Below are 22,641 nucleotides of genomic sequence, written 5' to 3' on the forward strand. Positions count from 1 at the left end.
GATTATTTTCTTGATATTAAATTCAGAATTACGGTGAGGATAACACTTACGATAAGTGATGTAACGATGGGGAAGTGAAAACTGAAATTGTTCCGTTCGATATTAATATCGCCTGGCAGCCGGCCCAAATTAATAAATTTGCCGCCAAAATGAAATATAGCTCCGGCAATCAGTAAAATTGCACCAAACAGCATCAGCATCTTACCGAATGAATCGAACCCTTCTGGCATCAGCCCTGCCCCCTTTGTGGTTTGTAATAACGGTCTTTTTCGCTAAACACGCAGCCGCAATAGGGCTGGCGGTACATTTCTAGCTCGCGGCTTATTTTGACCCCTTCTTGCCAACCTGGCCGGAAGTCTATATAACAGAACTTAACTCCTTCGACATTGGCTGCCTCTTCGGCCGCCGCTCTTATCAAATCATGCTGCTGGTACGGACTTACTAAAAGGGTAGTGCTAAAACAGTCAAATCCGTTCTCTTTGGCATATCCGGCAGTTTGCCGCATTCTTAATTCATAACAGCTCTGACAGCGCCCGCCCGGAGCATTTAGCGCCTGCCGCAAAAATTCTTCAAGTGTATAGCTGTCATCAACTATCAGATTATTTAAACCGATTTTTTCCGCAAATGTTTTCAGTGTGTCCAGCCGTCTGACAAATTCTTTATAAGGATGAATATTAGGATTGTAAAAATATCCGGTTATTTCATATTGAGGATATTCTTTAAGCAAATATTTTACCGGAAAAACAGCGCAAGGCCCGCAACATATGTGCAGCAACATACGCACCTTAGTATCACCTACCATAACTTTTCTTGAGCATCGGATTTTTCTTTGTATGGAATATTTAGATGGGCATAAGCCGCCGGGGTAGCTACCCGCCCGCGCGGTGTCCTGGCAATCAACCCCAGTTGCAGCAAAAACGGCTCATACACATCTTCGATAGTCTCTGTTTCTTCACTGATGGCTGCCGCCAGTGTATCCAGCCCCACCGGCCCGCCATTAAACTTTTTAATAATCGCCGTTAGCATACTGCGGTCGGTTTTATCCAGGCCGCGTTTGTCTACCTCTAACAGTGCCAGTGCTTTATCAGCAATAGTATCAGTGATGACGCCGTTGCCTGTTACCTGGGCAAAATCTCTTACCCGCTTCAGCAAGCGGTTGGCAATACGCGGCGTTCCCCGTGACCGTCGCGCAATCTCTAAAGCGCCACGGGGTTCAATGTCTACTTTGAGAATCTCAGCGGCCCGGTTAACAATACATACCAAGTGGTCGGTCTCATAATACTCCAGGCGGCAAATGACGCCGAACCTATCCCTTAGCGGCGCGGCTAACGCTCCAGCCTTAGTTGTTGCCCCTACCAGCGTAAATTTGGGCAAATCCAGGCGGATTGACCTGGCGGAAGGACCTTTGCCAATAATGATATCAAGCGCGTAATCCTCCATTGCCGAATAAAGCACTTCTTCCACCGCCCGGGACAGCCGATGAATCTCATCAATAAACAGCACATCTTTGTCGCCAAGGTTAGTTAAAAGTGAAGCCAAATCACCAGGCCGTTCAATCGCCGGACCTGATGTAATCCTGAAATTAACGCCAAGTTCATTGGCAATAATTCCAGCTAACGTAGTTTTCCCCAATCCAGGCGGACCATATAACAAAACATGGTCAAGCGCTTCATTCCTGGCCAGCGCTGCCTGGACAAATATTGAAAGATTGTTTTTTACCTGATCTTGTCCGATATACTCCATTAACCGCCGCGGCCGCAGGCTGTATTGCCATGAATCAACATCCTGCTCGCGGGGTGCCACAACGCGCTCTTCCACCAGCTAGCTCTCCTCCCAGTTACCTCCGGCCAAATTCCTTTAATGCTAATTTAATTAACTGTTCAACCGATACATCTGTATGTATTTTCTGTTCATGTTCATAAACCTTTTTTATAACCGGCGCAATTTCAGCCTGGTTATAACCCAGGGCAGCCAACGCCAGCGCAGCTTCCTGCATAATACTGCCTGGCAAACCGGCATCCGGCAGTTGTGAACCGGCGATACCGGCATCAATTTCAGCACTGATTCCAATTTTGTCTTTTAGTTCGAGAATGATTCTTTCGGCGGTTTTTTTGCCAACACCGGGTATTTTAGTTAACAGCGCTGCATTATTAGCACTGACTGCTGCACGAAAATTTTGCGGGGTAATGGCTGACAGAACACCGGCAGCAACTTTGGGGCCAATCCCTGATACTGAGATAAGGCTCAAAAACAAGTCATATTCTTCCGGCGTCGAAAAGCCATATAAAGTCAGCGCATCCTCGCGTACATTAAGATATGTAAATAATGTTACTGTTCCACCAACTGCCAGCTTCTGCCTGGTAGAGTGCGGGATGAATACCCGGTAGCCAATTCCCTGCACTTCAACAAAACAGCAATCGGTAAATAGATGTGTAACTATCCCTTTAACATAACCAATCATCAGTTACCCTCATTCTATTTATACTATTGCAGTGGACGGTACAAATAGCAACAGCCAAAGCGTCGGCAGCGTCGTCCGGGTGCGGCTTGTCAGGCAAATTCAGCAACCGTTGCGTCATGTAGATAACCTGTTCCTTACTTGCCTTGCCATAACCGGTCACTGCCTGCTTAACCTGCAAGGGCGTAAATTCGGCAAGTCTTAAGTCATTTTGCGCTGCAGCCAACAATACCACCCCTCTAGCTTGTCCTACAGCCATTACTGTCCGTACATTTTTATTCATAAACAACAGCTCAACGCCCATAACATCGGGTTTAAACTGTTTAATAAGGCTGTCAACTTCCTGATGAATTTTTTTCAGCCGCATAGCGCTGCTCATATCCGGATGTGTTTCAATAACACCATAAGTTAGAGCTTTTATTCTACTGCCATGTGTTTCAACCAAGCCGTAGCCGCAAATGGCTGTACCCGGGTCAATTCCTAATGTTATCATGTGGTGCCCCCTTTTACCAGCTACATTCGACAACTTTATTCTATATTCCTGTTACTATATAGTATCCAATAAAGATTTACAGGCGTGTTGTTAGTATAAGCGTAAGTCAAGCGCCAGCGGTGGAGCGTTACTAACAACACGCCTAGAAAAAAATCTTTATTGGATTTCATACAGAAATGGATAAAGAGAGGTTTCCCTCTCTTTATCGCGCCTGCATACCTTCTAAAGTCCGTAGTAACTCTTCCTTAGACTGAATAACCAATCCTTGGTGCAATTCTTGCAAATCCTGCGGCATAAGATGGTTAACGGGTATATTTGTTACTTCCTTTACTATTGCCTTAGGTCCGGGAACTCCATAAAATACTGTGACATAGCCGTCCTTAATGCCAAGAAACATATTATTAGTATGTTCACGGCATAGACTATCAACTTTCAGAGTCATCTCAACTTCCTTGGTATCAAATTTATCAATATTCCAGCCGGAATAAATTTTTTGCACCTGATTAAAGTTGAGCCCAATTAGATTATCAGGTGGCTTGGTGCGAAATATTTCCTCATCCTTACACTTGGTATAGACAATTTTTTGCACCAAATCAGTGTTTGCTGAAATTTTGATCTTGCCATCCTGCTTGACAACTTCAGTCTCTTGCTGCGGTCCAGGGAATTTGTTGTCAAACTGTACAAGGAAAGCATAATAACCAATCCCGGACAATAAAAGAATTAGACCGCCGATGATTACCGGTTGCGATTTGATGGACTTAGCAAGCTTTTTGGTCTGTTGTGGCAGTGAAGTAAGTATGGCTATCATTTTGGAATATAGCATTGGCAACACTCCTTTCTCTAGTGTCGCCAATAGTTTTACCAAAATCTACAAAAATTATACAATGTTAACAAAAAATAAAAGCGGGCTGAAGCCTGCTAAAGATTGAAGACAGCCGTGCTTTCAAGCCGAAAGGCATGGAAGCGCGGTTTTATTTAATCGTCAATATCTTCAGGGATATCAAAGTTAGTATAAACTTCCTGGATATCATCATGATCTTCAAGAACATCCAACAGTTTTATCATTTTTGTCGCTTCATCGCCTGATAAGTCGACAGTAGTTTCCGGCACCATAGTAATCCGGGCAACAACTGCTTTAATATTATTTTTTTCCAACGCTTCCTGAACTTGTTCAAAGTTATCGGGAGTAGTGGTTATTTCAAACTGTCCGTCACTAGCTTCAAAATCATCAGCGCCCGCGTCAAGGGTTAGCAGCATCAATTCTTCTTCATCAATGCCATCCTGCTCAACAACAAACAAGCCTTTTTGTTTAAACATCCAGGAAACGCAGCCAGATTCGCCGAGGTTGCCGCCATATTTAGAAAATAAATGCCGCACATCGGCAGCTGTCCGGTTACGGTTGTCAGTCATAGCCTCAACCATAATAGCTACTCCGCCCGGGCCATAGCCTTCATATATTATTTCCTCATAATTGCTGCCTTCGAGTGCTCCCATTCCTTTTTGAATTGCCCGCTGGATATTTTCTTTTGGTATATTGTTCTCTCTTGCCTTCTGTAATGCTAATTTTAAGCGCATATTTCCTGTTGGGTCTGATCCGCCCATTCTTACAGCAATGGTAATCTCACGGCTAATCTTGGTAGTAATCTTGCCGCGCATAGCATCCATCTTGCCTTTTTTGTGCTTAATATTGGCCCATTTTGAATGTCCTGACATTGCAATACTCCTCTCAGACTATGTGAATCGCCAATATTGTAACATAATAGCAACTAGTTGGCAAAGCGCAATTTATCATCTGTACTGTTATTCTTAAATCCATTCGATAACAATTTCTTTACCTTTTTTTTCCAAAATAGTTTTTAGCTTGTTCAATACTTGCGCCTTAATATTCATTTGTATTGGAAAGCCTGGATTCTGGTGCGCCGGATTAACTGCCCGTCCGGCAAAAATATTAATATTGTCAGCTTCATCCAAAAGTTTGGCTAACAAGGTAGCACCATCTTGTTTCGTAGAATTACGTATTTTTTTTGCATCTGTTAACCGGTCAACAGCGGCGTTTAAAGTTAATACTCCTTCGGTTACCAAGTCAACACCTTCAAGATAGCCAATCGGCGGTATTTGCGGGTCATGGCATGTTAGGTCAACCTTAAGTGGGCAACCGGTAACTCTGCTGACAATTTGAGCAGTGGTGCCGCCGGAAACCACTTTTTTTCCCGGCTGAGCTAAAAACCGTTGTACAACTTGCCCGTCATGGCCGGAATTGGCAGGAGGCCCGGTGAATAAGGTCAATTGCTGGGGGTAACGCATTTTTACTACTAACGCTGTTGAATCATCACCTGGTTTGCCAACATAATAGCCTTCACAGCAATGTATAAGATGCAGGCCGATGGTTTCAGCATCACTCGTTTCATTACATTCAACACCAATCTGCTCAGCTACACCGGTCCAACCCCAGCCTAATTTCAGCAAGCCGCCAATTCCTGCGTGAAGAACACCATCAGTCACGGCAACTAATATATCATCTTCTTGCAGCAAAAGCTCTCCTTCCCGGATGGTTTTACCGCTAACTATTTTCTCCTTGGTAGGGAATTGGATAACATTTTTGCCACGTACTAAAAAAGTCGCCGGACAATCAAACTCGACTACTGTTGTTTGTCCATCGGCAGCAATTTGAATGATATGCAAGGTTGAATAGGCAATTTTCCGTTGCCGGCATACCGGGAGCGTTTCGGCGATAGTATTAACGACATCTTCCAAAGGTATACCACGTTTAAGCATAACAGACGCAATCTTTGTTGTCAGAGTCGCCAGTATATTCGCTTTAACACCACTGCCCAGACCGTCTGACATAACGATTATCGTCGATTCAGGAGTTCTCACAACATCAACATTATCACCGCATAATTCCTCGCCGATTTTGGACAATTGGGCTACACCAACTTCAGCATGAAGTCTCTGCATCAGGTTTCCCCCTTGCCTTTAATAAGCATAATAAGCTCTAAGAGCGCTGACTTGGTTTCAGCAGTAGTTTCGCCCAATAATCCGGCAATCTCTTGAGCAACATGCATCTGTTTATTGATAATTTCGGTTGCTTTTTCCACCGTTTCAAGCTTCATTTGCTGTAGTTCCCGGTTTCTCCGCTCATGGGCAGTCACATCAGTAATAATGGCAATAACCAGTGAATGCTCAGGCACCGGAATAATCATTTGTTCGGTAATAATACCATACACCTGATATTCGACTCTTTTCCCAATAACTTTATGGCCGAATTTCGCAGCAGCAATGAAATCTGAGCAATCGAATAGTTCGGTGAGACTCATACCTTTATAAATTTCTTTAGTAACTCCAAACATTCGTTTAACTGCCGGATTAAATTCTTTTAGTACCATTTTTTCATTCACGGCAATTATAGCATTTAACGAATTTTCTACGATGATGTTGGCAAAAGATTCTGCTTTAGAACGCATATACGGCACACACATGTCAATCTCAGCCAGACCTTGGAATACGGCGACCGCCTTATCGCGACATGTATTATAGCCACAGGCGCCGCAATTTTTTTCATCCTTAACAGTAAATTTTCCTGTTTGTTTTAAAATTTCTATAACTTGATCTTCCGTAGGCTTAGCGGCATTTACGGGCTTAGCATCATAAGTTCGTAATAACTCTTCCCGTACGGCGACAGCTACTTGTTGTCCCCGGCTTGTTGCGTCATTCCGGGCGTAAAATAATACTTTATTCCGTTTAGATTGCATTAACTGATTAGAACCGATAGCCGGGCCGCTGATGCATCCCCCCGGGCAAGCTAGTGCCTCAATAAACTTGGGAGCAAATGATTTACTTGTTAAGCCCTCAAATACTTCAATGCAGTTCTCTATTCCATCTACTGATATAACGTCTTCGTTAACGTCAGGACCGATAAATGGATGTACAATCCCCCCTGCTACCGGGAAATACCTGCCGGCACCAGTGCGTGATGTTGCGAGAGGTGGTTGAGTATACTTGCTTTTCAACGGACTGCTCATAGTAATGGGATACTGTTTTAACCATTCTCGCAGATGCTCAAATGTAATGACAGCGTCGACTTGAGAGGAGCCGGAATCTCTGGCCTCGGCAATTTTAGCAATACACGGTCCGGCAAACACAACAAAGGTATCCTGACCATATTGTTTTTTTATAAGTTTGGCATGAGCCAGCATAGGAGAAATTACCGGTGCCAAATTATTTATCAGCTTGGGATAATATCGCTCGATAATATTTACAACTACGGGGCAACAAGATGAAATAACAGTATTTTGTAAAGGTTTATTACCATCGTTTTTTATATATGTTCCATAGATGGCTGAGATTATATCGGCTGCTGCCGCCGTTTCTGCAACTGCGCTAACTCCGGCGGTTGTTAATACCGCTGACAAATCTCCCAGGGTGTATTCAGGAAAAGCGGCTATATATGAAGGTGCTAAACTAAATACTACCCGTTTCCCGCTTTCAATTGCTGCTATTATTTTTGGCAGTTGACCATCAAATTGTTTCGCATTTTGCGGACATTCAACAACACACCGGCCGCAAAGAATACACCTTTCTTCAATAACGCGCGCATGGCCTTTATTAATTCCAATAGCTTTAACGGAACAGGACCGAACGCAGCGGAAACAATCCCGGCAATTTACCTTGTGGGTTATTATGGTATTAATGCTGCTTACCCCCTAACACTTTCTCCATAAATATGTCATAAACTTTTTCTTTGGCTACGTTGGTTATAATCTCATCATTTACTTTAATAACCACACCCTCGGTGCATTTTCCTTGACAGAAATCGCCTTCGATGTCTATCTCACTTGGAACTTGATATTTGTCAATCAGCGTCCTGAAAGCATTCAATACATTATAAGCTCCCCGTAGATGGCAAGCACTTCCAAAACAAATCGATATTTTTATCATAAATACACCTCAGTTATTGTGAACTATTTCACATTAATGATTATGTTAAGCCCGTTAATTTATTTTACCTTAAAAATACTCAGGCAGCAATATTACGACTTCAAAGAAAAACTTGGCTTGTGCCAAATCCCCCAGAACACAGCAAAAGCCTTAGATTTTCTCTCCGGGGTTTTGGCAAACATTCAAAAATTTTACTTTCTGGTTGAATGAGAAAACAGCACAGACTTCACATCTGTGCTGGCTTACTATTTACAATTTGAATTTTAATAATCCCTATCGCCGATTTAGGACAGATTTTCCTCAGTCCGTACTGTTTGATCAGCAACTATAATGAGGTCATAGAGGTCATATCAGAATACTGGTTAGTAATATGCCTGACGGCAGGAAGCAGACATGATGTATCCATAAATTGAATTTCAGGACTGACAGCCACAACACTTATAGCTTGTTGTGGTTGGCGCTAGTATTATTATTGCCGCCATTAGTACCGTTCATTATATCATTATCAAGCGGGAAGGGAAATTGAACATAGGTATTTGGCACCTCACCAACAACAACATATTCGGCTATCGGCACCTGGGTATTAACACTGACACTTTGACTTACCAGCGGAACTACAATACGGATTTGAGTAGTAGCAGCCAAGTAGACCATATGCCTGGTCTGGTTGATACCTGCTTGCTCAAATTTATCTACCACTTTAACCTGCACGGTACCCATAGGGATGATGGTGACTGTAATTTTAGGGCCCATGCTGGCTAGCATTTGGCTTCCTAAAACCTGGCCAATAGGTATATGTACCTGCTCCTCGGTTATTTCTTGCAATGCATTCTGAACTTTAATCGTGGTATCAGCCGCAAGTTTGTTAAATTCCATAGTATTAGGTTGGATAAGTACTACCCGCCCATGTTCGTCTAAAGTAACGTTAACCAGCGTTTTCGGATCAATTGTAACACTGACTTTATTATTAATTACATTGTTTATGGCTTCGGTTGCAATAAGGGTAGCTTTTGTCTCGGCAATGGCCATAAGTGTGGGTTTTAGGTGAGTTTCAACCCGCCAAAAAAAGACCAGCAATAAAAGTCCAATGATTATAGATACCAGTGGAAAGAGCGGTATAATCCGTTTTTTACGCACGGAAAACCGCATGTCTCTCCCTCCTCCTGATCAGTTTTTATTTTGTTTATTATATATATGGCGGATGACGGTTATTGGTTACTAAATATATACATTCATTACAATTTAATTAGCTGGGCACACTATGGCTGCGGAGGTGATACTATTGGCAGGTTTGGAAAAATTGAAGCTAAGAGTTGCAAATGAGACCCTTGGCCGTGATATGCATAAAGAAGTAAATGACGACAATTACGAAAGCATTCTTGATGCGAAAAAATATGAAGTTGCTGAAGAATTGGGATTAAAGGAGAAAATAGAAAATGTTGGCTGGGAAAATATGACGACTAAAGAAGTTGGTAAAATTGGCGGCCGCATGGGCGGCCATATTGGTGGACAGATGGTTAAGAAACTGGTTGCCATGGCCGAAGCCCAAATGGCTCCCGTGGACAACGAGACTGTGGCCGAAACAAAAGAACATTTGGATAACAAGGGCTGAAAATAAAACTGGGTCGCAGTTGCGACCCAGTTTTATTTTATCTTAGCAAACTTTCTTTTGCCGACCTGAATAATCATGCCGCTTTCTGGAATGATCTGATGATTCGGGTCGGTAATTTTTTCACCGTTAACTTTGACTGCGCCCTGCTGAATTGATCGCCTGGCTTCACTATTGCTTGACGCTAAGCCAAGACTGACAATCAGTTTTGGCAAACCGACCGGCGAGTTATCGAGCAGTAATTCAACTTCAGGTATATCGGTAGGCAAATCACGCTGTTGAAAAATTTTTACGAATTCAGATTGCGCCACATCAGCAGCATCACTGCCGTGATATAAACGAACCAAAGTATGAGCCAGTCGCATCTTTGCGTCCCGCGGGTGCAGTGTATTGTCTTTCAGTCCGGTTTTGATGTTTTCTAGCTCATCTAATGAAACATCGGTGACGAGTTCATAGTAACGTACCATTAACTCGTCGGGAACCGACATTGCCTTGCCGTATATTTCTGCAGGCGATTCATTGATGCCAATATAATTTCCTAAGCTTTTACTCATTTTTTGGACGCCATCGAGGCCTTCAATAATTGGCATCATTATGGCAATTTGCGGTTCTTGACCGTATTCTTCCTGTAAGTGTCTGCCCATAAGCAAATTAAATTTCTGGTCGGTACCGCCAAACTCAATATCTGCTTTTAGCGCAACTGAATCGTAACCTTGCATGAGCGGGTAGAAAAACTCGTGTACACTAATAGGACGGCCTTCTTTAAAACGTTTATTGAAATCATCCCGTTCTAGCATACGCGCTACTGTATATTTAGCCGCCAGTTTAACAACGTCAGCAAAATTAAGCGGTGCAAGCCACGTACTGTTGAAAGTAACTTCGGTTTTTTCCCTGTCAAGAATACGGAAGATTTGTTCTTCGTAAGTCTTGGCATTACGACAAATGTCTTCTTCTGTAAGTTGCTTTCGGGTTTCTGATTTGCCGGTCGGATCACCAATCCTACCGGTAAAATCACCGATTATAATAATGATATGATGGCCTAAGTCCTGAAATTGTTTCAATTTTCTGAGTACGACAGTATGACCTAAATGAATATCAGGAGCCGTTGGGTCAAGACCTAGTTTAACCCTTAGCGGAACCCCAGTGTCTACTGAACGCTTTAATTTTTCGATTAACTCTGCTTCTGGAAGGATTTCGGCAACACCGCGTTTAATTATTTTTAACTGCTGCTCTACAGTTAGCATTTCTCTACCCCCAAGTATATCCACTATTACCACTTTTCAAGCCGCATTATAACATAACAATTTTAATATTGCAAACCATTGGCAAACAACCATTGGCAAACAAATCCCCTCTCAAGATGTTTTTGTGGTATAATGATTAGCGAATCAAATCCAATATACCTGGCTCCGTATAAAATTAACCGCAATTCTAATTGAACCTACTAGGGGGAGAAAATCATGCAACATAAAGATAAAATTAATGAAAATGGCAGGCGACGTCCTAAGAAAAATGCACGGACAATTACCATTATTGCCATTGTTGTATTTTTGGTTATGCTAACAGGCGCCGGCCTGGGCTTTTTAACAGCCAGTATTCATACCATGCCCAGTTTGAAAGGTGACATTCGCCCGGCTGTTTCTTCCCAAATTTTTGATGCCAATGGCAAACTGATAACAACAGTTCATTCGGTTGAAAATCGCCTACCGGTATCAATAAATAAGATACCTAAGGATCTGCAAAATGCATTTATCGCTGCCGAGGATGCCCGCTTCTATCAACACAGTGGCATCGATCCCCGGGGTATTCTGCGCGCTGTCTGGTCCAATATAACCGACAGGGGCATATCTGAGGGCGGCAGCACTATTACGCAACAGCTAGCTAGAAACGCACTGCTTTCGCAGGAACAGACAATCAAACGTAAAATTCAGGAAGCCTTCCTATCTTTACAAATCGAACGACAATACAGCAAAACAGAAATTTTAGAAATGTACATGAACCAAATCTATTTTGGCCAGGGCGCCTATGGCGTTCAAACAGCTGCTCAAGTATATTTTGGGAAAAATGTTGAAGATTTGAATTTGGCAGAATGTGCCATGATTGCCGGTATCCCTAAAAGCCCTAATTATTTCTCTCCTTCCAGTAATTTGAAAGCTGCCAAGGAACGGCAAGCTGTCGTGCTGGATCAAATGGTGAAGTACGGATATATAGATGCTGCTACCGCGGCTAAAGCGAAAAATACCGAAATTAAATTAGCTGCCCGTTCGGCGCCTAGTACTACTACAGCTTCTTATTTCACAGATTATGTAATTCAGCTTCTTATCGACAAATACGGTGCCGACGCCGTATATAAAGACGGTTTAAAAGTCTACACAACTTTGGATCTTGACATGCAAAGCGCAGCTGAACGCGCTATGGATCAACTTCCCACCACGCGTACCGACAATGGTATTAAACAACCGCAAGGTGCATTGGTAGCCATTGATCCGCATAACGGTCATATTAAGGCAATGGTTGGTGGACGGGGTAATGATCAGTTCAACCGGGCAGTTTTGGCTGAGCGCCAGCCTGGTTCTGCCTTTAAACCATTTGTTTATTTGGCCGCTATTGAAAGCGGTTATACTCCGGCAACTATTATTGACGACAGCCCGGTTAGTTTTGGCACATGGTCGCCCATGAATTATGACGGACAATTTCATGGTCCGGTAACAATGCGTACTGCTCTTGAGCAATCCTTAAATGTTGTAGCCGTCAAACTGGCGCAGCAAGTTGGTATTGACAAAGCGTTATATTATGCCCAACAGATGGGTATATCCACCCTTGTATTACAAGGTAATACTAATGATCGCAACCTGGCAGTGTCATTAGGTGGTCTTACCCGTGGAGTTACTCCGCTGGAAATTGCCAGCGCCTATGGGGTGTTGGCTAATAGTGGCATACGGGTTGAACCTACCGCAATTATCAAGGTTGTAGACCGTAACGGCAAAGTAATTGAGCAAGATACCCCCCGCGAAAAAGTTGTTGTTAATGAACGGAGCGCCTATCTGCTTACTGATATGCTGCGTGGAGTCATAACGAATGGAACAGGCACAGGTGCTTATTTTGGTCGCCCTGCGGCTGGTAAAACCGGTACTACCAGTGATTATAAAGACGCTTGGTTTGTTGGCTATACCCCTGATTTAGTGGCGGCCGTCTGGATGGGTTATGATACTTCAGGCTATTTAAGCGGAGTGACCGGCGGGGCCATTCCGGCAAGTATTTGGCGGAATTTCATGAGTGCTGTTTCGTCTAAATATGTTGCCCGTGACTTTGTTAAGCCTTCTGGTATTGTAGCTGCCAGAGTATCAACCAAGGATGGATTGTTGATTAATGATCCCAATAATCAGGAAAGCCGCAATGAAATCTTTGTCGAAGGTACACAACCTACTAAAATTTCATCAGTTGCTGCAACAAAGGACGGCAAAGATGCTAAAGACGGCAAGAATAAAGACGGTAAAGACGTAAAACAAGGGGATCAATCACAACCGGCATCAGAAACTGCGGCTACTATAGAAAAAACTTTACCCCCACCGCCAGTAAAAAATGACAAAACTACTGACACCCCATTACCGCCGCCACCCAAACCGAACGACTCAGCAAAAAAGAATTAAAGAAAAAAAACACGCGTAAAATTACGCGTGTTTTTTTCTCTTAGAGCATATACATTACTGTAAGCTATTATCCAGTAATGCTAGTATCTTCTTCGACCAAGAACAGGAGTAAATGATAATAACCGTACTATTTCAACGCGTTACCTGCCAGAAAGGCAGGAACACGCTTTACAGCGTGTTCCAAATGTAAGTATTATTGAAATTATAGAGTAGTGTCTTCACCTTCGAAGAAGAACAGTAACAAGATAATGATGATGATCCAGATAGCACCAAAACCATTACCGCAACCAAATCCACGTGCCATTTAAACAACCTCCTTAATTTATCATTAATGAGAGCGAAGAATCGCCCGCCCTTCTACTTCAATATATACAATTCATAGGGGAAGTGTTACTGACCCTAAGTGACATTTTATTGCTAATTTTTACTGCTGCTCAAACAGTCTTCTGATTTTCCTGGGCGCGTCTGTTGCCACTTTAACCGACTGCATAGTGCTATTTATGACTTCGGTAACATTGCGGATTTTATCTACTGCAGACGACATAGAATCAATTCGCCTGTCCATAGCAAAGTTTTCTGATGCTAGTGTCAACAGTATTACCATTAATTGAATATTAAAATTGGGATTTTCTATTATCTTTCTAAACAGAGCAGCCGGCCCCTTTGCGGCCTGAGCTTTTTGTGGTATCTCTGTCAATACTGCTGGCTTGTTTTCTGATACTTGGCTTTCGGTTGCAACTTGTTCCTCGACAATAGTAGCCGGCCGTTCTGAAGGAAGCCCTGTGGTCCGATGATATTTCCGCAAGCGCATATTTCCACCACCCTTCAAAATGTTTTTCTTAATCCACTATATGAAAGATAGTTGTATTTGGTTTCTTATCTAAGTTTGGACACTCACAAAATTTGCTTAACTGAATAAATTAGATAAAAATACGGAGGTGCATATCAGTGTTAGAACAGTTTGGCAATATTATGGAAATGGTTAAAAAGGTTCAGCAAAATGTTGATAACATTCAAGATCATCTCAAACAAGAACGAATTGAAGTATCAAGCGGCGATGTTGTTAAAATAACAGTCAATGGTCAGCAGGAGATTATCGCTATCCAATTAAATGCAAAATACCTCACCGCCGATAACGCTGCTTTGTTGCAAGACTTATTAATAGCTACAATAAATAACGCTTTGACTAAATCACGTAACTTGAATCAAGAAGCTATGAACAAATTGGCTACAGATTTAAACCTGCCTAAAATCCCCGGCCTGTTTTAAGGAGGCGGTCTTATGCCGAATGACACCGAAAAATCCTGCTCTTCGTCGCTATTAAGTTCTGTAACGCGAATGCTGGACGCCAGCCTAAATGCCGGTACAGGTCCTGATAATCTTATTACTGTTCTGTCACTGTTGTGTTTGTTTTCGATTGTTAACCGTAATCAGAACATAAGCCAACCGGTGCAAACTCAACCGGCATCCAGCAGCAATCCTTTACATAAATTATTGAGCGATCTCACCAAAGGCAGTAGCGATGGCGGCGGCGGTGTCGGCGGTCTCTCTCCCGATACCTTGATGTCACTTTTACCCCTGTTAAACAGCCCCCAACTCAAGTCCAAACTTAATCCTGCTACTATGGGGACGGTTCTAGGCCTAATAAATAATTTGAGCGGTGCAGGTGGCGGCGCTTCTGAAAAATCCAAACCTGAACCTAAATCCGAGCCGTCCCAACAACCTGTAGAACCGGAACGTCATACCCCTTCACCAGCAAGTGAGCAAAAGTCTACTCCGCCGCCTCAGCAGGCGAATTTATCCCCGCAAACCCAAGAGGACGAGCAAGATCAGGATAGTAAAAATTACGGCCGATACCTAAATTGGAAAAATAACTTTTAACCAGCCAAAAAACCGGGGTACTATTCCCCGGTTTTTTGGCTGGTCTGATATGGTTTTAAGTACGGTCAAAAAATGGACTTTTCCCTGAAACACTAAGAGGTATACCATAAGCAACCGTAACATCTTCTTCAAATATATCAAGGTTGAGAGCGGCCCGGCCAATAGTAAACATGATCCGGTTATCAACATGATGCTGTGCGGCTACACTTACGGCTGAACCTAACGCAATCCCAAGATCGCCAATGCTAATAGCGCATAATCCTGATTTATCAACATTTTCCTTACAATTGGCATAACCACAGTAACCACAGGGTTGAACCCCCATAGGTTTAACTTTTTGGCCAAGTAAAACAGCTAACTGAGTTTTCTCCAAACATCGGGCATCGCGTTCAAAAAACTGAGCGTTGCTTGTTTGTGCGATTCGTTTCATCTCCTCGACTAATTGGTCCTTAGTCCTGCCCTTGACGATCATGGTCACCAAATTGTCAATTCCTCGGCCTTTAGGTGCTGTCCGGGCAGCTGCACACATTAATTCTGCAACATTCTCGATGACATGTTGCTCGATTTCCTTGCTTTGAATAATCATTTCCTCTCCTCCACCAATATATATTTTTTATTTTTATTATATATAGTGTCCAATAAAGATGTACAGGCGTGTTGTTAGCATAAGCGTAAGTCGAGCGTCAGCGGTGGAGCGTTACTAACAACACGCCTAGAAAAAAATCTTTATTGGATTTCATATAGAACTAACTAAGATAATTTGGCTACTGTGGCACCAGTGCCACCTTCGTTAAGTTCAGCTATACGTATTCCCGCTATGTGCGGATGATTTTCAAGATAGGTTTTAACACCTTTTCTTAGTGCACCAGTACCTTTACCATGAATAATTAATACTTCATTCAGGCCGGAAAGGACTGCATCATCAAGGTACTTATCAAGCGCCGTCTCAGCTTCCTCAATTGTCATACCGCGTATGTCGATCTGCCTGGCAACTGATTCTGCTTTAATCATGTTAACGCGTCTTGATACTGATGTGTGTTCGGATTTAACCGGTTGATCCAGTAGGCGACATGCTGCTGCCGGCACTGTCAGCTTTAATATTCCTAACTGCACAGTTACGTTTGTGCCGTTAACGGCCAGCACTTCGCCCTTTTGCTTCAATGTTGCAACATAAACATTCATACCCGGTTTAAGCATATGTGATGATATTTCAGGCAATTCGCCCTGTTCATCTAAATTAAGCCCGTTGACTTCTGTGCTATTTTCCTTTAACTTCCTGCGGGCAGTTTCAATGGCGTTTTGCCGTTGACGGCTGCTATGTTCAGTAAATTGGGCTTTAAGTTCAGCAATTATTTCTTCAGCGTTTCGCCTGGCTTGGCGGATAATGGCAGCAGCTTCTTCTTGAGCCTTAGCGAGTACAGCGACCTTTTTCTCAGCAATGGCCCGCTTTTCAGCAAATATTTTCTCTCTAGCCGCGTTCACTTCCTGTTCTAATTGTTTTATTTCATCTACCCGGACAGTATATAACCTTTTTTGTTCTTCCAGTGCATGGAGAACTGTTTCAAATTCAGCATGTTCTTTATTAAGCAGTTCTTTCGCGCGGGAGATAATTGTGTTTGACAGTCCCAGACGTTGGCTTATGGCAAATGCATTACTGCTGCCAGGTATCCCAATAAGCAAGCGATAGGTTGGCCGTAAGGTTTGTATATCAAATTCTACGCTGGCATTTTCAATTCCATGTCTGGTATAGGCAAATGTTTTTAATTCACTATAGTGAGTAGTGGCAATTGTTTTTGCGCCGATATTATGGATATACTCGAGAATAGACATAGCTAAAGCTGCGCCTTCACTTGGGTCAGTCCCTGCTCCGATTTCATCAATAAGCACCAAATCATTAACAGCAACTTTTCGTAAAATTCCTACCAAATTGGTCATGTGACCGGAAAATGTGCTCAGACTTTGTTCGATACTTTGTTCATCGCCAATGTCGGCAAAAATATTAGTAATAACCGGCATCTCGGAGTCGAGAGCCGCCGGAATGAACAAACCGGCCTGAGTCATAAGCGCAAATAAGCCAACTGTTTTAAGAGTTACTGTTTTACCGCCGGTATTTGGACCGGTAATAAGTAAAGTATTAAAATGCCGTCCGAGATGAACATCAATCGGTACAACATGCTCAGCCGGAATAAGGGGGTGACGTGCCTGAATAAGATTGATATATCCCTGATTATTAATCACCGGCTGTATTGCCTGCATGTCAACACTTAATTTGGCCTTCGCAAAAATAAAATCAAGTTGAGCCAAAAGCGTTAGGTTTTCTTCAATAGCTCCTGTTACTTTAGCTATTTGTCCGGTTACAATTGTCAAAATTCGTTCCACTTCATTTTTTTCCGCAGCCATAAGCTGCTTGATATCATTGTTTAAGTTGACTATTGCCATCGGCTCAATAAACAGGGTAGCACCGCTGGCCGATTGGTCGTGTACAATACCGGGAAAACTATTGCGGTACTCCTGCTTAATAGGAATCACATAGCGATCACCGCGCATGGTTACTAAAGCGTCTTGAAAATACTTTTGGTATTCGCCTGAACGCAAAATACTGTCCAGTTTTTCTTTTACCCGGACTTGTGCCTGTTTTATCTCCCGGCGCAGTTTCAAAAGTTCACTGCTGGCATCGTCTCTAATTGTTCCCTGTTCGGTAACAGTATTTTCGATTGTGGTTTCAATATTTTTGAGTAAATTAATTTGGCTGGCCAAATAAGTCAATCTCGGCGTTTCTAACGGCAAATCAGTAAAAAAACTTTTCAGCCGTCTGGCAGCATACAAAGTACTGGCAACCGCTAATAGTTCGTGCGGCTCCAAAATAGCGCCAAGCCCGGCTCGCTTTATTGTAGCGCGAATATCACGAATTCCACCCAACGGTACATTAGCAGCCGTATTCATTACTTCGCATGCTTCGGCGGTTTCTGACAATTGCCTAATGACTTCGTCCGCCTCATTCACAGGTACCAAGTTTTCGGCGAGTTCCCGCCCCATAATCGAACTAGTGCGCTCGGCCAGCATGTCCCGGATTTTATTATATTCTAAAGTTGTCAATACTGATGATTCCATGCAAACTCTCCTCTTAATCAGTTCATAGCACGCCGCGAAAATAATGGCCGCGTGTTATATTCCCATGCTCTATACTATCAGTCTTATCTTCTAAAATTAATGGGTGCTGCTCACCTTGGTCGATTAGCTGACGGTACAGTTTGGTAATGCGGGCCACTTCCTGGGGGGAACTATATTTAGCCTCAATCCGCAATCGACTGAGACCGGCACGCATGAGCCGCGGAACATGCGGCAACATGGACAATTCTTTGGCGTTTAAAATATGCATGCGGCAGAATTGGTCGGTAGCTACAGGAAACACTTCATTCATTCGGTCCTTTATCCAATACTGCCTACGCAAACAAGGTTTCTTACACTGTCCGCCGCCTTGTCCGCCTAAAAAACTGCCAAGCATGCAATACTCAGAAATCATAAGTGTTAGATAACCATGCACAACACATTCCAAAGGAACAAGCTTTTTCGCAGTCAAGCCTTCTATTTGAGAAAAATTGAGTTCAGGGGAAAGCGTCAAGCTGGCCAAGCCAAGATCACCAAAAAATTTTGCAGTAACACTGTTATATATATTCAGCGGGTAATCGCCATGCAAGGGTATCCGGGTAACCTGCCGGAGCATGTGGAGTGCCCCTATATTACCAACACTTATAGCATGTGGATCAAGTTCGTTAAAAATGGTGATGTCTTTGTACAAATCAGCTATTTGACCTTGCTGCATAAGACGGGGTGTATTAAAAATGATCTTGCGACCGTGTGTTTTGACATAATCTGTCGCGTTGCGATAATCTTCTTCAACTAACAGGCGATTTCCCAAACATTCGCCGCCGAACATGACAATATCAGCACCATTATCGATAGCGGCTTTTACTTTTGCTATTGAATCAACATTTACAACAAGATCAGGTTTATCCCTCAGCTTTCCGATGATTATTTGCGGTAACAGAGAATCAAAAGACTTATCTTTAGGCAAGGTCGGTCTGGCAAACCGATTAAGCCGGGCAGCTTCAAGCTGTTCCACCGCCCGGCGCCTGGCGTCATTAATCTCGCTGACCGGAACCATTACTTCTCCGTCAATAGTACAATCCAGCGTATTTAGTTGAAAAATGGTAGTTCCCAGTCTCTCAACCTGTTTAGTTACAGTATCGATAGTAAGCGGTCGCTTTAACGCTTTCTCAGCAACAAAAGCGGTTTCTGCCTGCCCGGCAAAACCATCAGCATCTTGCATGGTTATAACCAGTGGCTTTCCTTCAGAAACTGTTACGGTAACGTCAACGGGGATACGCCGTACAGCTTCCGGCCGGCTAAAATATGCTCTGGCCCGCTCCATAAGCTTGGCATCAAATACTTTAAACACCCTATCATTAACCTTAACAGGCGAACTTACCGGGATTGCAACAGCCGTGTTTGCCTGAGCTTCAGAAACTTTATTTCCGTCAACAGTCATGGAGGTTATGGTAACATTGACGCGTCCGCCAACTTTAACCCAAAACTCAATAATATCACCTATTGCCACCCGTTCATCCAGTTTGATGACAGCTGTCTTGCTGGCCGGCTGATAACTAAGAACTCTGCCAATCCGGACACCCCGGTTGTTCGGCCGGCGGTCACTCATCATGTTCCGTCCGTTTTTTCCGTACAAATGCGCGGTAGTAAAATCGCGGTTAAAGATTTGTGCCAGATCTTTCATGTCTTCTTGACTAACAATATATTCAGTTTGATTGGCTAAATGACTGTCTATAGCTCGCCGGTAGGTGTCTACTACTACCGCAACATATTCCGGCCGCTTCATCCGGCCTTCGATTTTAAATGAAGCAATTCCGGCATTAACAAGCTCAGGCAGCACTTTAATAGTATTAAAATCTTTAGGACTTAATAAATATTCACCGGCATCCGCCTGGCTTAGCACATTATTGCCGTCAGCATCCACCAGGGTATACGGCAAACGGCAGGGCTGGGCACAGCGGCCGCGGTTACCGCTCCGGCCGCCAATCATGCTGCTCATCAGACACTGACCTGAATACGAAATACATAACGCACCGTGAATAAATGTTTCTATTTCCAATGGAGTATTCTTACATATGTACTCAATATCTGTAAGTAATAATTCCCGGGCTAATACCACTCTGGTAAATCCCAGGCCTGCTAAAAAGTTAACACCTTCCAGATTATGTACAGTCATCTGGGTGCTGGCATGGAGAGGTAAATGAGGCGCTACCTTTTTAGCTATTGTTGCTACTCCCAGGTCCTGAACAATAATGGCGTCAACACCAATCTCATATAGATAACGTAAATAATCGGCTAACAGTGACAGTTCGCTGTCGTCCAATAAAGTATTAACTGTAACAAAGACCCGTACACTACGCAAGTGGGCAAAACGAACAGCTTCAGCCAATTCTTCATCAGTAAAATTCGGGGCATAATGCCGGGCGCCAAACATCTTACCACCAAGATAAACTGCGTTTGCCCCGCTTTCTACAGCGGCCACCAGGGCTTCCCTGCTGCCTACAGGCGCAAGCAATTCAACCATATATTAGTTCATCCTTTCCCAAAACCTTTAATATGTTGGGGGCTATACCGGTCAAATCAGTAATACCGCTTACCGCTGCTTGTGCTTCGCACCCCAAGGCAATTAGCGGAACTTTGTTGAAGGTGTGGCTTTTAACCGTCAAGTCCTCAAAATTGCCATGGTCGCTTGTTATAATGAGCAGTGTATCAGCAGGCAGCCTCTCATATACCGCCCGGATAAATTCATCAAGTATACCTATGATCTTTTGCGCAAAATTCCAATCTTGTTTATGCCCTGCCCGGTCAGTCTGAAAATATTCAAAGATAGTAAAAGAATATTTCCTGGAAATATTAACCAGATTATAACCCGCTTGAGCTGGATTTTGTACTGGAATATTATTTACTCCAAAGGCGGGCAACATTTCATTTGTTATATCCTGATACACGGCTTCTCCGTCACTCAGTTCATTTAATGACCGCAGCGCCAAACCTGTGCTCAGCACCGCCAGTGTAATAGCCGAATGGCGGCGTTTGCGCTTTGCGACTAATTCAAAGTAATCTGGTAAATACATGTTAGCCGAAGTTGAGAGCAATCCGTGCTCTCTCAACTTTTTCATTATGTTATTATTGGCAATAAGCTGTGACAACTGTGGCCCGGGAAAAGCCTGCACATGGCGGCCCATAAATTTGGCAGCATTCAAACCGGTAAGGATAGCAGCCTGCCCGGTGGCACTTTGCGGGAGTCCGTCCACTCCCAGCGTAGTGTCAACCGGAACTATACAGCGGTTAGGAAGCCAAACCGGTTCTATATCTTGAGTCAACGACCGCCCAAATAACTCGGAAATAGTATTTAGACCAAAACGGGCCAATGGATTGGAATCAGGATTGTTGCTGCCTAAACCTAATCCGTCGATAAATATAAATAATACCCGCATGAATTGACCGCCTTATATATAGCATGTGAACGTGAAAAGAAGAAGGGAAGCCCCTTCCTCTCATTAGTGCAACTCTTTTTCTTCATCATATGTTTGCTGTGTCCCGGTCACACCCACCCCTTGCTGTTGACGTAAATGGTCAGCGAGGAACTGGACATCTTCTATAAGCTTTTCGAACTTAGTTAGTTTTTCGCCTGCTAAACTTAGCGGATTGTTATAGATGCTACTAATATAGTTTTCAAATTCTTTTTTCGTCAAAGGTTCATTTTCAGGGGTACGAATTATCGTAAACTCACCGCAACTTTCCAGGCGAGCTACTTCAACAGTATTCAGATCGGTAAAATCAAGGCCTTTTTTGTGCAGTTCCTGGCGTAAATCATCGTAATTAAAATGAGTTTTAGAAAAATTTTCTTTAATGATACGCCCGTTTTCCACCAAAGTCACCGGTGTGCCTTCAAACCATTTGCGTAGAGTAGTATTTTTTAAAGCCAAATAGCCTAATAATTGCTGCAGCAGTAGCAGTGCCACTAAGCCTTCAATTCCTGCCGCCAAAGTGGGATTTTTATCCATGGTGCCAGCGACAATAATATCGCCGATGCCGACCATAATAACAAAGTCAAATGGCGACAGTTGGCCCACAGTACGGTTACCCATCATCCTGACAACAACCAACGCAACAGTACACAATACCATTAAGCGTAATAAAACCTGACCAATTGACTCACTGTCAAACACTGTACCACTCCTTTTTCTGTCAGTATTATTAACATGACTCCCGAGTGTTATACAGTATTTACAGTTAGCCAAAAAGCTATTTATCTTCTTTTATCATTTCAATGAGTTCCAGGTAATCCTGTTCTAACCGTAGATATTCATCAGCTATATTTAATGCTGTCAATACAGCAATTTTTAACGGTGACAGCCTGAGGTTCGCTTTGGCGGTTTTTTTCATCCGCTCATCAAGCATAGCCGCTAAACGCATAATTCGTTGCGGCTCAATATCACCCTTGAGCGCATAGCTTTCACCATAGATTTCGACAGTAACCTTGTTTTTTTTATCTGACATA

General features: G+C 43.1%; 23 protein-coding genes. 4 read left to right on the top strand and 19 right to left on the bottom strand.

What is annotated here, in order from left to right; genetic code table 11:
- Positions 1-2 precede the first annotated feature (2 nt).
- The 11 genes from SCACP_RS10135 to yunB form a co-directional block, all read right to left on the bottom strand.
- Positions 3-230, bottom strand: coding sequence for a DUF2905 domain-containing protein (locus SCACP_RS10135; protein ID WP_425061209.1), 228 nt, complete (start codon positions 228-230; stop codon positions 3-5).
- Positions 230-778 (bottom strand): epoxyqueuosine reductase QueH, encoded by a 549-nt coding sequence (locus tag SCACP_RS10140; RefSeq protein ID WP_425061377.1) that lies wholly within the window; start codon positions 776-778, stop codon positions 230-232. Before SCACP_RS10140 ends, SCACP_RS10135 begins: the two co-directional genes overlap by 1 nt.
- A 17-nt stretch (positions 779-795) precedes the next feature.
- Positions 796-1,818: a Holliday junction branch migration DNA helicase RuvB gene (gene ruvB / locus SCACP_RS10145; protein ID WP_425061210.1), complete on the bottom strand. Its 1,023-nt coding sequence runs from the start codon at positions 1,816-1,818 to the stop codon at positions 796-798.
- A gap of 19 nt (positions 1,819-1,837) precedes the next feature.
- Complete coding sequence (gene ruvA, locus SCACP_RS10150) at positions 1,838-2,461, bottom strand: Holliday junction branch migration protein RuvA (RefSeq protein ID WP_425061211.1); 624 nt, start codon at positions 2,459-2,461, stop codon at positions 1,838-1,840.
- Positions 2,445-2,951, bottom strand: coding sequence for a crossover junction endodeoxyribonuclease RuvC (gene ruvC, locus SCACP_RS10155; protein ID WP_425061212.1), 507 nt, complete (start codon positions 2,949-2,951; stop codon positions 2,445-2,447). Before ruvC ends, ruvA begins: the two co-directional genes overlap by 17 nt.
- Before the next feature lie 202 nt (positions 2,952-3,153).
- A complete protein-coding gene (locus SCACP_RS10160) occupies positions 3,154-3,774 on the bottom strand; it encodes a BofC C-terminal domain-containing protein (RefSeq protein ID WP_425061213.1) in 621 nt (206 codons plus the stop codon).
- Positions 3,775-3,926: 152 nt separating this feature from the next.
- Complete coding sequence (locus SCACP_RS10165; protein WP_425061214.1) at positions 3,927-4,664, bottom strand: YebC/PmpR family DNA-binding transcriptional regulator; 738 nt, start codon at positions 4,662-4,664, stop codon at positions 3,927-3,929.
- A gap of 93 nt (positions 4,665-4,757) precedes the next feature.
- Positions 4,758-5,909 (bottom strand): SpoIIE family protein phosphatase, encoded by a 1,152-nt coding sequence (locus tag SCACP_RS10170; RefSeq protein WP_425061215.1) that lies wholly within the window; start codon positions 5,907-5,909, stop codon positions 4,758-4,760.
- Positions 5,909-7,642, bottom strand: coding sequence for a [Fe-Fe] hydrogenase large subunit C-terminal domain-containing protein (locus SCACP_RS10175; protein ID WP_425061378.1), 1,734 nt, complete (start codon positions 7,640-7,642; stop codon positions 5,909-5,911). Before SCACP_RS10175 ends, SCACP_RS10170 begins: the two co-directional genes overlap by 1 nt.
- Positions 7,638-7,889, bottom strand: a complete 252-nt coding sequence (locus tag SCACP_RS10180) for an NAD(P)H-dependent oxidoreductase subunit E (RefSeq protein ID WP_425061216.1) — start codon at positions 7,887-7,889, stop codon at positions 7,638-7,640. The genes SCACP_RS10175 and SCACP_RS10180 overlap by 5 nt, the downstream gene beginning before the upstream one ends.
- 438 nt (positions 7,890-8,327) lie before the next feature.
- Complete coding sequence (yunB, locus tag SCACP_RS10185; RefSeq protein WP_425061217.1) at positions 8,328-9,038, bottom strand: sporulation protein YunB; 711 nt, start codon at positions 9,036-9,038, stop codon at positions 8,328-8,330.
- A 112-nt stretch (positions 9,039-9,150) separates the two neighbouring features.
- On the opposite strand from yunB, the gene SCACP_RS10190 reads away from it, so the two are divergent.
- Complete coding sequence (locus tag SCACP_RS10190; protein ID WP_425061218.1) at positions 9,151-9,501, top strand: small, acid-soluble spore protein, alpha/beta type; 351 nt, start codon at positions 9,151-9,153, stop codon at positions 9,499-9,501.
- A 32-nt stretch (positions 9,502-9,533) separates the two neighbouring features.
- On the opposite strand, the gene tyrS is transcribed toward SCACP_RS10190, so the two are convergent.
- Positions 9,534-10,742, bottom strand: coding sequence for a tyrosine--tRNA ligase (gene tyrS / locus SCACP_RS10195; RefSeq protein ID WP_425061219.1), 1,209 nt, complete (start codon positions 10,740-10,742; stop codon positions 9,534-9,536).
- A gap of 216 nt (positions 10,743-10,958) precedes the next feature.
- Between tyrS and SCACP_RS10200 the strand changes: the two genes are divergently transcribed.
- A complete protein-coding gene (locus SCACP_RS10200) occupies positions 10,959-13,148 on the top strand; it encodes a transglycosylase domain-containing protein (protein ID WP_425061220.1) in 2,190 nt (729 codons plus the stop codon).
- A 424-nt stretch (positions 13,149-13,572) separates the two neighbouring features.
- Here the strand turns inward: SCACP_RS10200 and SCACP_RS10205 are convergent, their stop codons facing one another.
- Positions 13,573-13,959, bottom strand: coding sequence for a hypothetical protein (locus SCACP_RS10205; RefSeq protein WP_425061221.1), 387 nt, complete (start codon positions 13,957-13,959; stop codon positions 13,573-13,575).
- A gap of 137 nt (positions 13,960-14,096) precedes the next feature.
- Here SCACP_RS10205 and SCACP_RS10210 point away from each other — a divergent pair, with 137 nt between their 5' ends.
- A complete protein-coding gene (locus SCACP_RS10210; RefSeq protein WP_425061222.1) occupies positions 14,097-14,417 on the top strand; it encodes a YbaB/EbfC family nucleoid-associated protein in 321 nt (106 codons plus the stop codon).
- Positions 14,418-14,429: 12 nt separating this feature from the next.
- Positions 14,430-15,029, top strand: coding sequence for a hypothetical protein (locus SCACP_RS10215; RefSeq protein WP_425061223.1), 600 nt, complete (start codon positions 14,430-14,432; stop codon positions 15,027-15,029).
- Between the two features lie 55 nt (positions 15,030-15,084).
- Here SCACP_RS10215 and SCACP_RS10220 read toward each other — a convergent pair whose 3' ends face one another.
- From SCACP_RS10220 to SCACP_RS10245, 6 genes are all read right to left on the bottom strand, one after another.
- Positions 15,085-15,615 (bottom strand): ferredoxin domain-containing protein, encoded by a 531-nt coding sequence (locus SCACP_RS10220; RefSeq protein ID WP_425061224.1) that lies wholly within the window; start codon positions 15,613-15,615, stop codon positions 15,085-15,087.
- A 164-nt stretch (positions 15,616-15,779) separates the two neighbouring features.
- Positions 15,780-18,140, bottom strand: coding sequence for an endonuclease MutS2 (locus SCACP_RS10225; protein ID WP_425061225.1), 2,361 nt, complete (start codon positions 18,138-18,140; stop codon positions 15,780-15,782).
- Positions 18,141-18,162: 22 nt separating this feature from the next.
- On the bottom strand, positions 18,163-20,661 hold the full coding sequence (locus SCACP_RS10230; protein WP_425061226.1) for a DUF3656 domain-containing U32 family peptidase: 2,499 nt from the start codon (positions 20,659-20,661) through the stop codon (positions 18,163-18,165).
- Positions 20,654-21,574, bottom strand: coding sequence for a metalloenzyme (locus SCACP_RS10235; RefSeq protein WP_425061227.1), 921 nt, complete (start codon positions 21,572-21,574; stop codon positions 20,654-20,656). The genes SCACP_RS10230 and SCACP_RS10235 overlap by 8 nt, the downstream gene beginning before the upstream one ends.
- A gap of 63 nt (positions 21,575-21,637) precedes the next feature.
- Positions 21,638-22,309 (bottom strand): DUF421 domain-containing protein, encoded by a 672-nt coding sequence (locus tag SCACP_RS10240; RefSeq protein WP_425061228.1) that lies wholly within the window; start codon positions 22,307-22,309, stop codon positions 21,638-21,640.
- 76 nt (positions 22,310-22,385) lie between these two features.
- A complete protein-coding gene (locus SCACP_RS10245; RefSeq protein ID WP_425061229.1) occupies positions 22,386-22,640 on the bottom strand; it encodes a cell division protein ZapA in 255 nt (84 codons plus the stop codon).
- Position 22,641: the final 1 nt, after the last annotated feature.

Source organism: Sporomusaceae bacterium ACPt, assembly GCA_041428575.1.
In the GTDB taxonomy this organism is placed as follows: Bacteria; Bacillota; Negativicutes; order Sporomusales; family Sporomusaceae; genus Sporomusa_D; species Sporomusa_D carbonis.

What these genes read in the sequence shown, in the direction of transcription:
- SCACP_RS10135 (WP_425061209.1), bottom strand. Translation starts at nt 230, where the DNA reads ATGCCAGAAGGGTTCGATTCATTCGGTAAGATGCTGATGCTGTTTGGT.
- SCACP_RS10140 (WP_425061377.1), bottom strand. Translation starts at nt 778, where the DNA reads ATGTTGCTGCACATATGTTGCGGGCCTTGCGCTGTTTTTCCGGTAAAA.
- ruvA (WP_425061211.1), bottom strand. Translation starts at nt 2,461, where the DNA reads ATGATTGGTTATGTTAAAGGGATAGTTACACATCTATTTACCGATTGC.
- ruvC (WP_425061212.1), bottom strand. Translation starts at nt 2,951, where the DNA reads ATGATAACATTAGGAATTGACCCGGGTACAGCCATTTGCGGCTACGGC.
- SCACP_RS10160 (WP_425061213.1), bottom strand. Translation starts at nt 3,774, where the DNA reads ATGCTATATTCCAAAATGATAGCCATACTTACTTCACTGCCACAACAG.
- SCACP_RS10165 (WP_425061214.1), bottom strand. Translation starts at nt 4,664, where the DNA reads ATGTCAGGACATTCAAAATGGGCCAATATTAAGCACAAAAAAGGCAAG.
- SCACP_RS10170 (WP_425061215.1), bottom strand. Translation starts at nt 5,909, where the DNA reads ATGCAGAGACTTCATGCTGAAGTTGGTGTAGCCCAATTGTCCAAAATC.
- SCACP_RS10180 (WP_425061216.1), bottom strand. Translation starts at nt 7,889, where the DNA reads ATGATAAAAATATCGATTTGTTTTGGAAGTGCTTGCCATCTACGGGGA.
- yunB (WP_425061217.1), bottom strand. Translation starts at nt 9,038, where the DNA reads ATGCGGTTTTCCGTGCGTAAAAAACGGATTATACCGCTCTTTCCACTG.
- SCACP_RS10190 (WP_425061218.1), top strand. Translation starts at nt 9,151, where the DNA reads ATGGCTGCGGAGGTGATACTATTGGCAGGTTTGGAAAAATTGAAGCTA.
- tyrS (WP_425061219.1), bottom strand. Translation starts at nt 10,742, where the DNA reads ATGCTAACTGTAGAGCAGCAGTTAAAAATAATTAAACGCGGTGTTGCC.
- SCACP_RS10200 (WP_425061220.1), top strand. Translation starts at nt 10,959, where the DNA reads ATGCAACATAAAGATAAAATTAATGAAAATGGCAGGCGACGTCCTAAG.
- SCACP_RS10205 (WP_425061221.1), bottom strand. Translation starts at nt 13,959, where the DNA reads ATGCGCTTGCGGAAATATCATCGGACCACAGGGCTTCCTTCAGAACGG.
- SCACP_RS10215 (WP_425061223.1), top strand. Translation starts at nt 14,430, where the DNA reads ATGCCGAATGACACCGAAAAATCCTGCTCTTCGTCGCTATTAAGTTCT.
- SCACP_RS10220 (WP_425061224.1), bottom strand. Translation starts at nt 15,615, where the DNA reads ATGATTATTCAAAGCAAGGAAATCGAGCAACATGTCATCGAGAATGTT.
- SCACP_RS10225 (WP_425061225.1), bottom strand. Translation starts at nt 18,140, where the DNA reads ATGGAATCATCAGTATTGACAACTTTAGAATATAATAAAATCCGGGAC.
- SCACP_RS10230 (WP_425061226.1), bottom strand. Translation starts at nt 20,661, where the DNA reads ATGGTTGAATTGCTTGCGCCTGTAGGCAGCAGGGAAGCCCTGGTGGCC.
- SCACP_RS10235 (WP_425061227.1), bottom strand. Translation starts at nt 21,574, where the DNA reads ATGCGGGTATTATTTATATTTATCGACGGATTAGGTTTAGGCAGCAAC.
- SCACP_RS10245 (WP_425061229.1), bottom strand. Translation starts at nt 22,640, where the DNA reads ATGTCAGATAAAAAAAACAAGGTTACTGTCGAAATCTATGGTGAAAGC.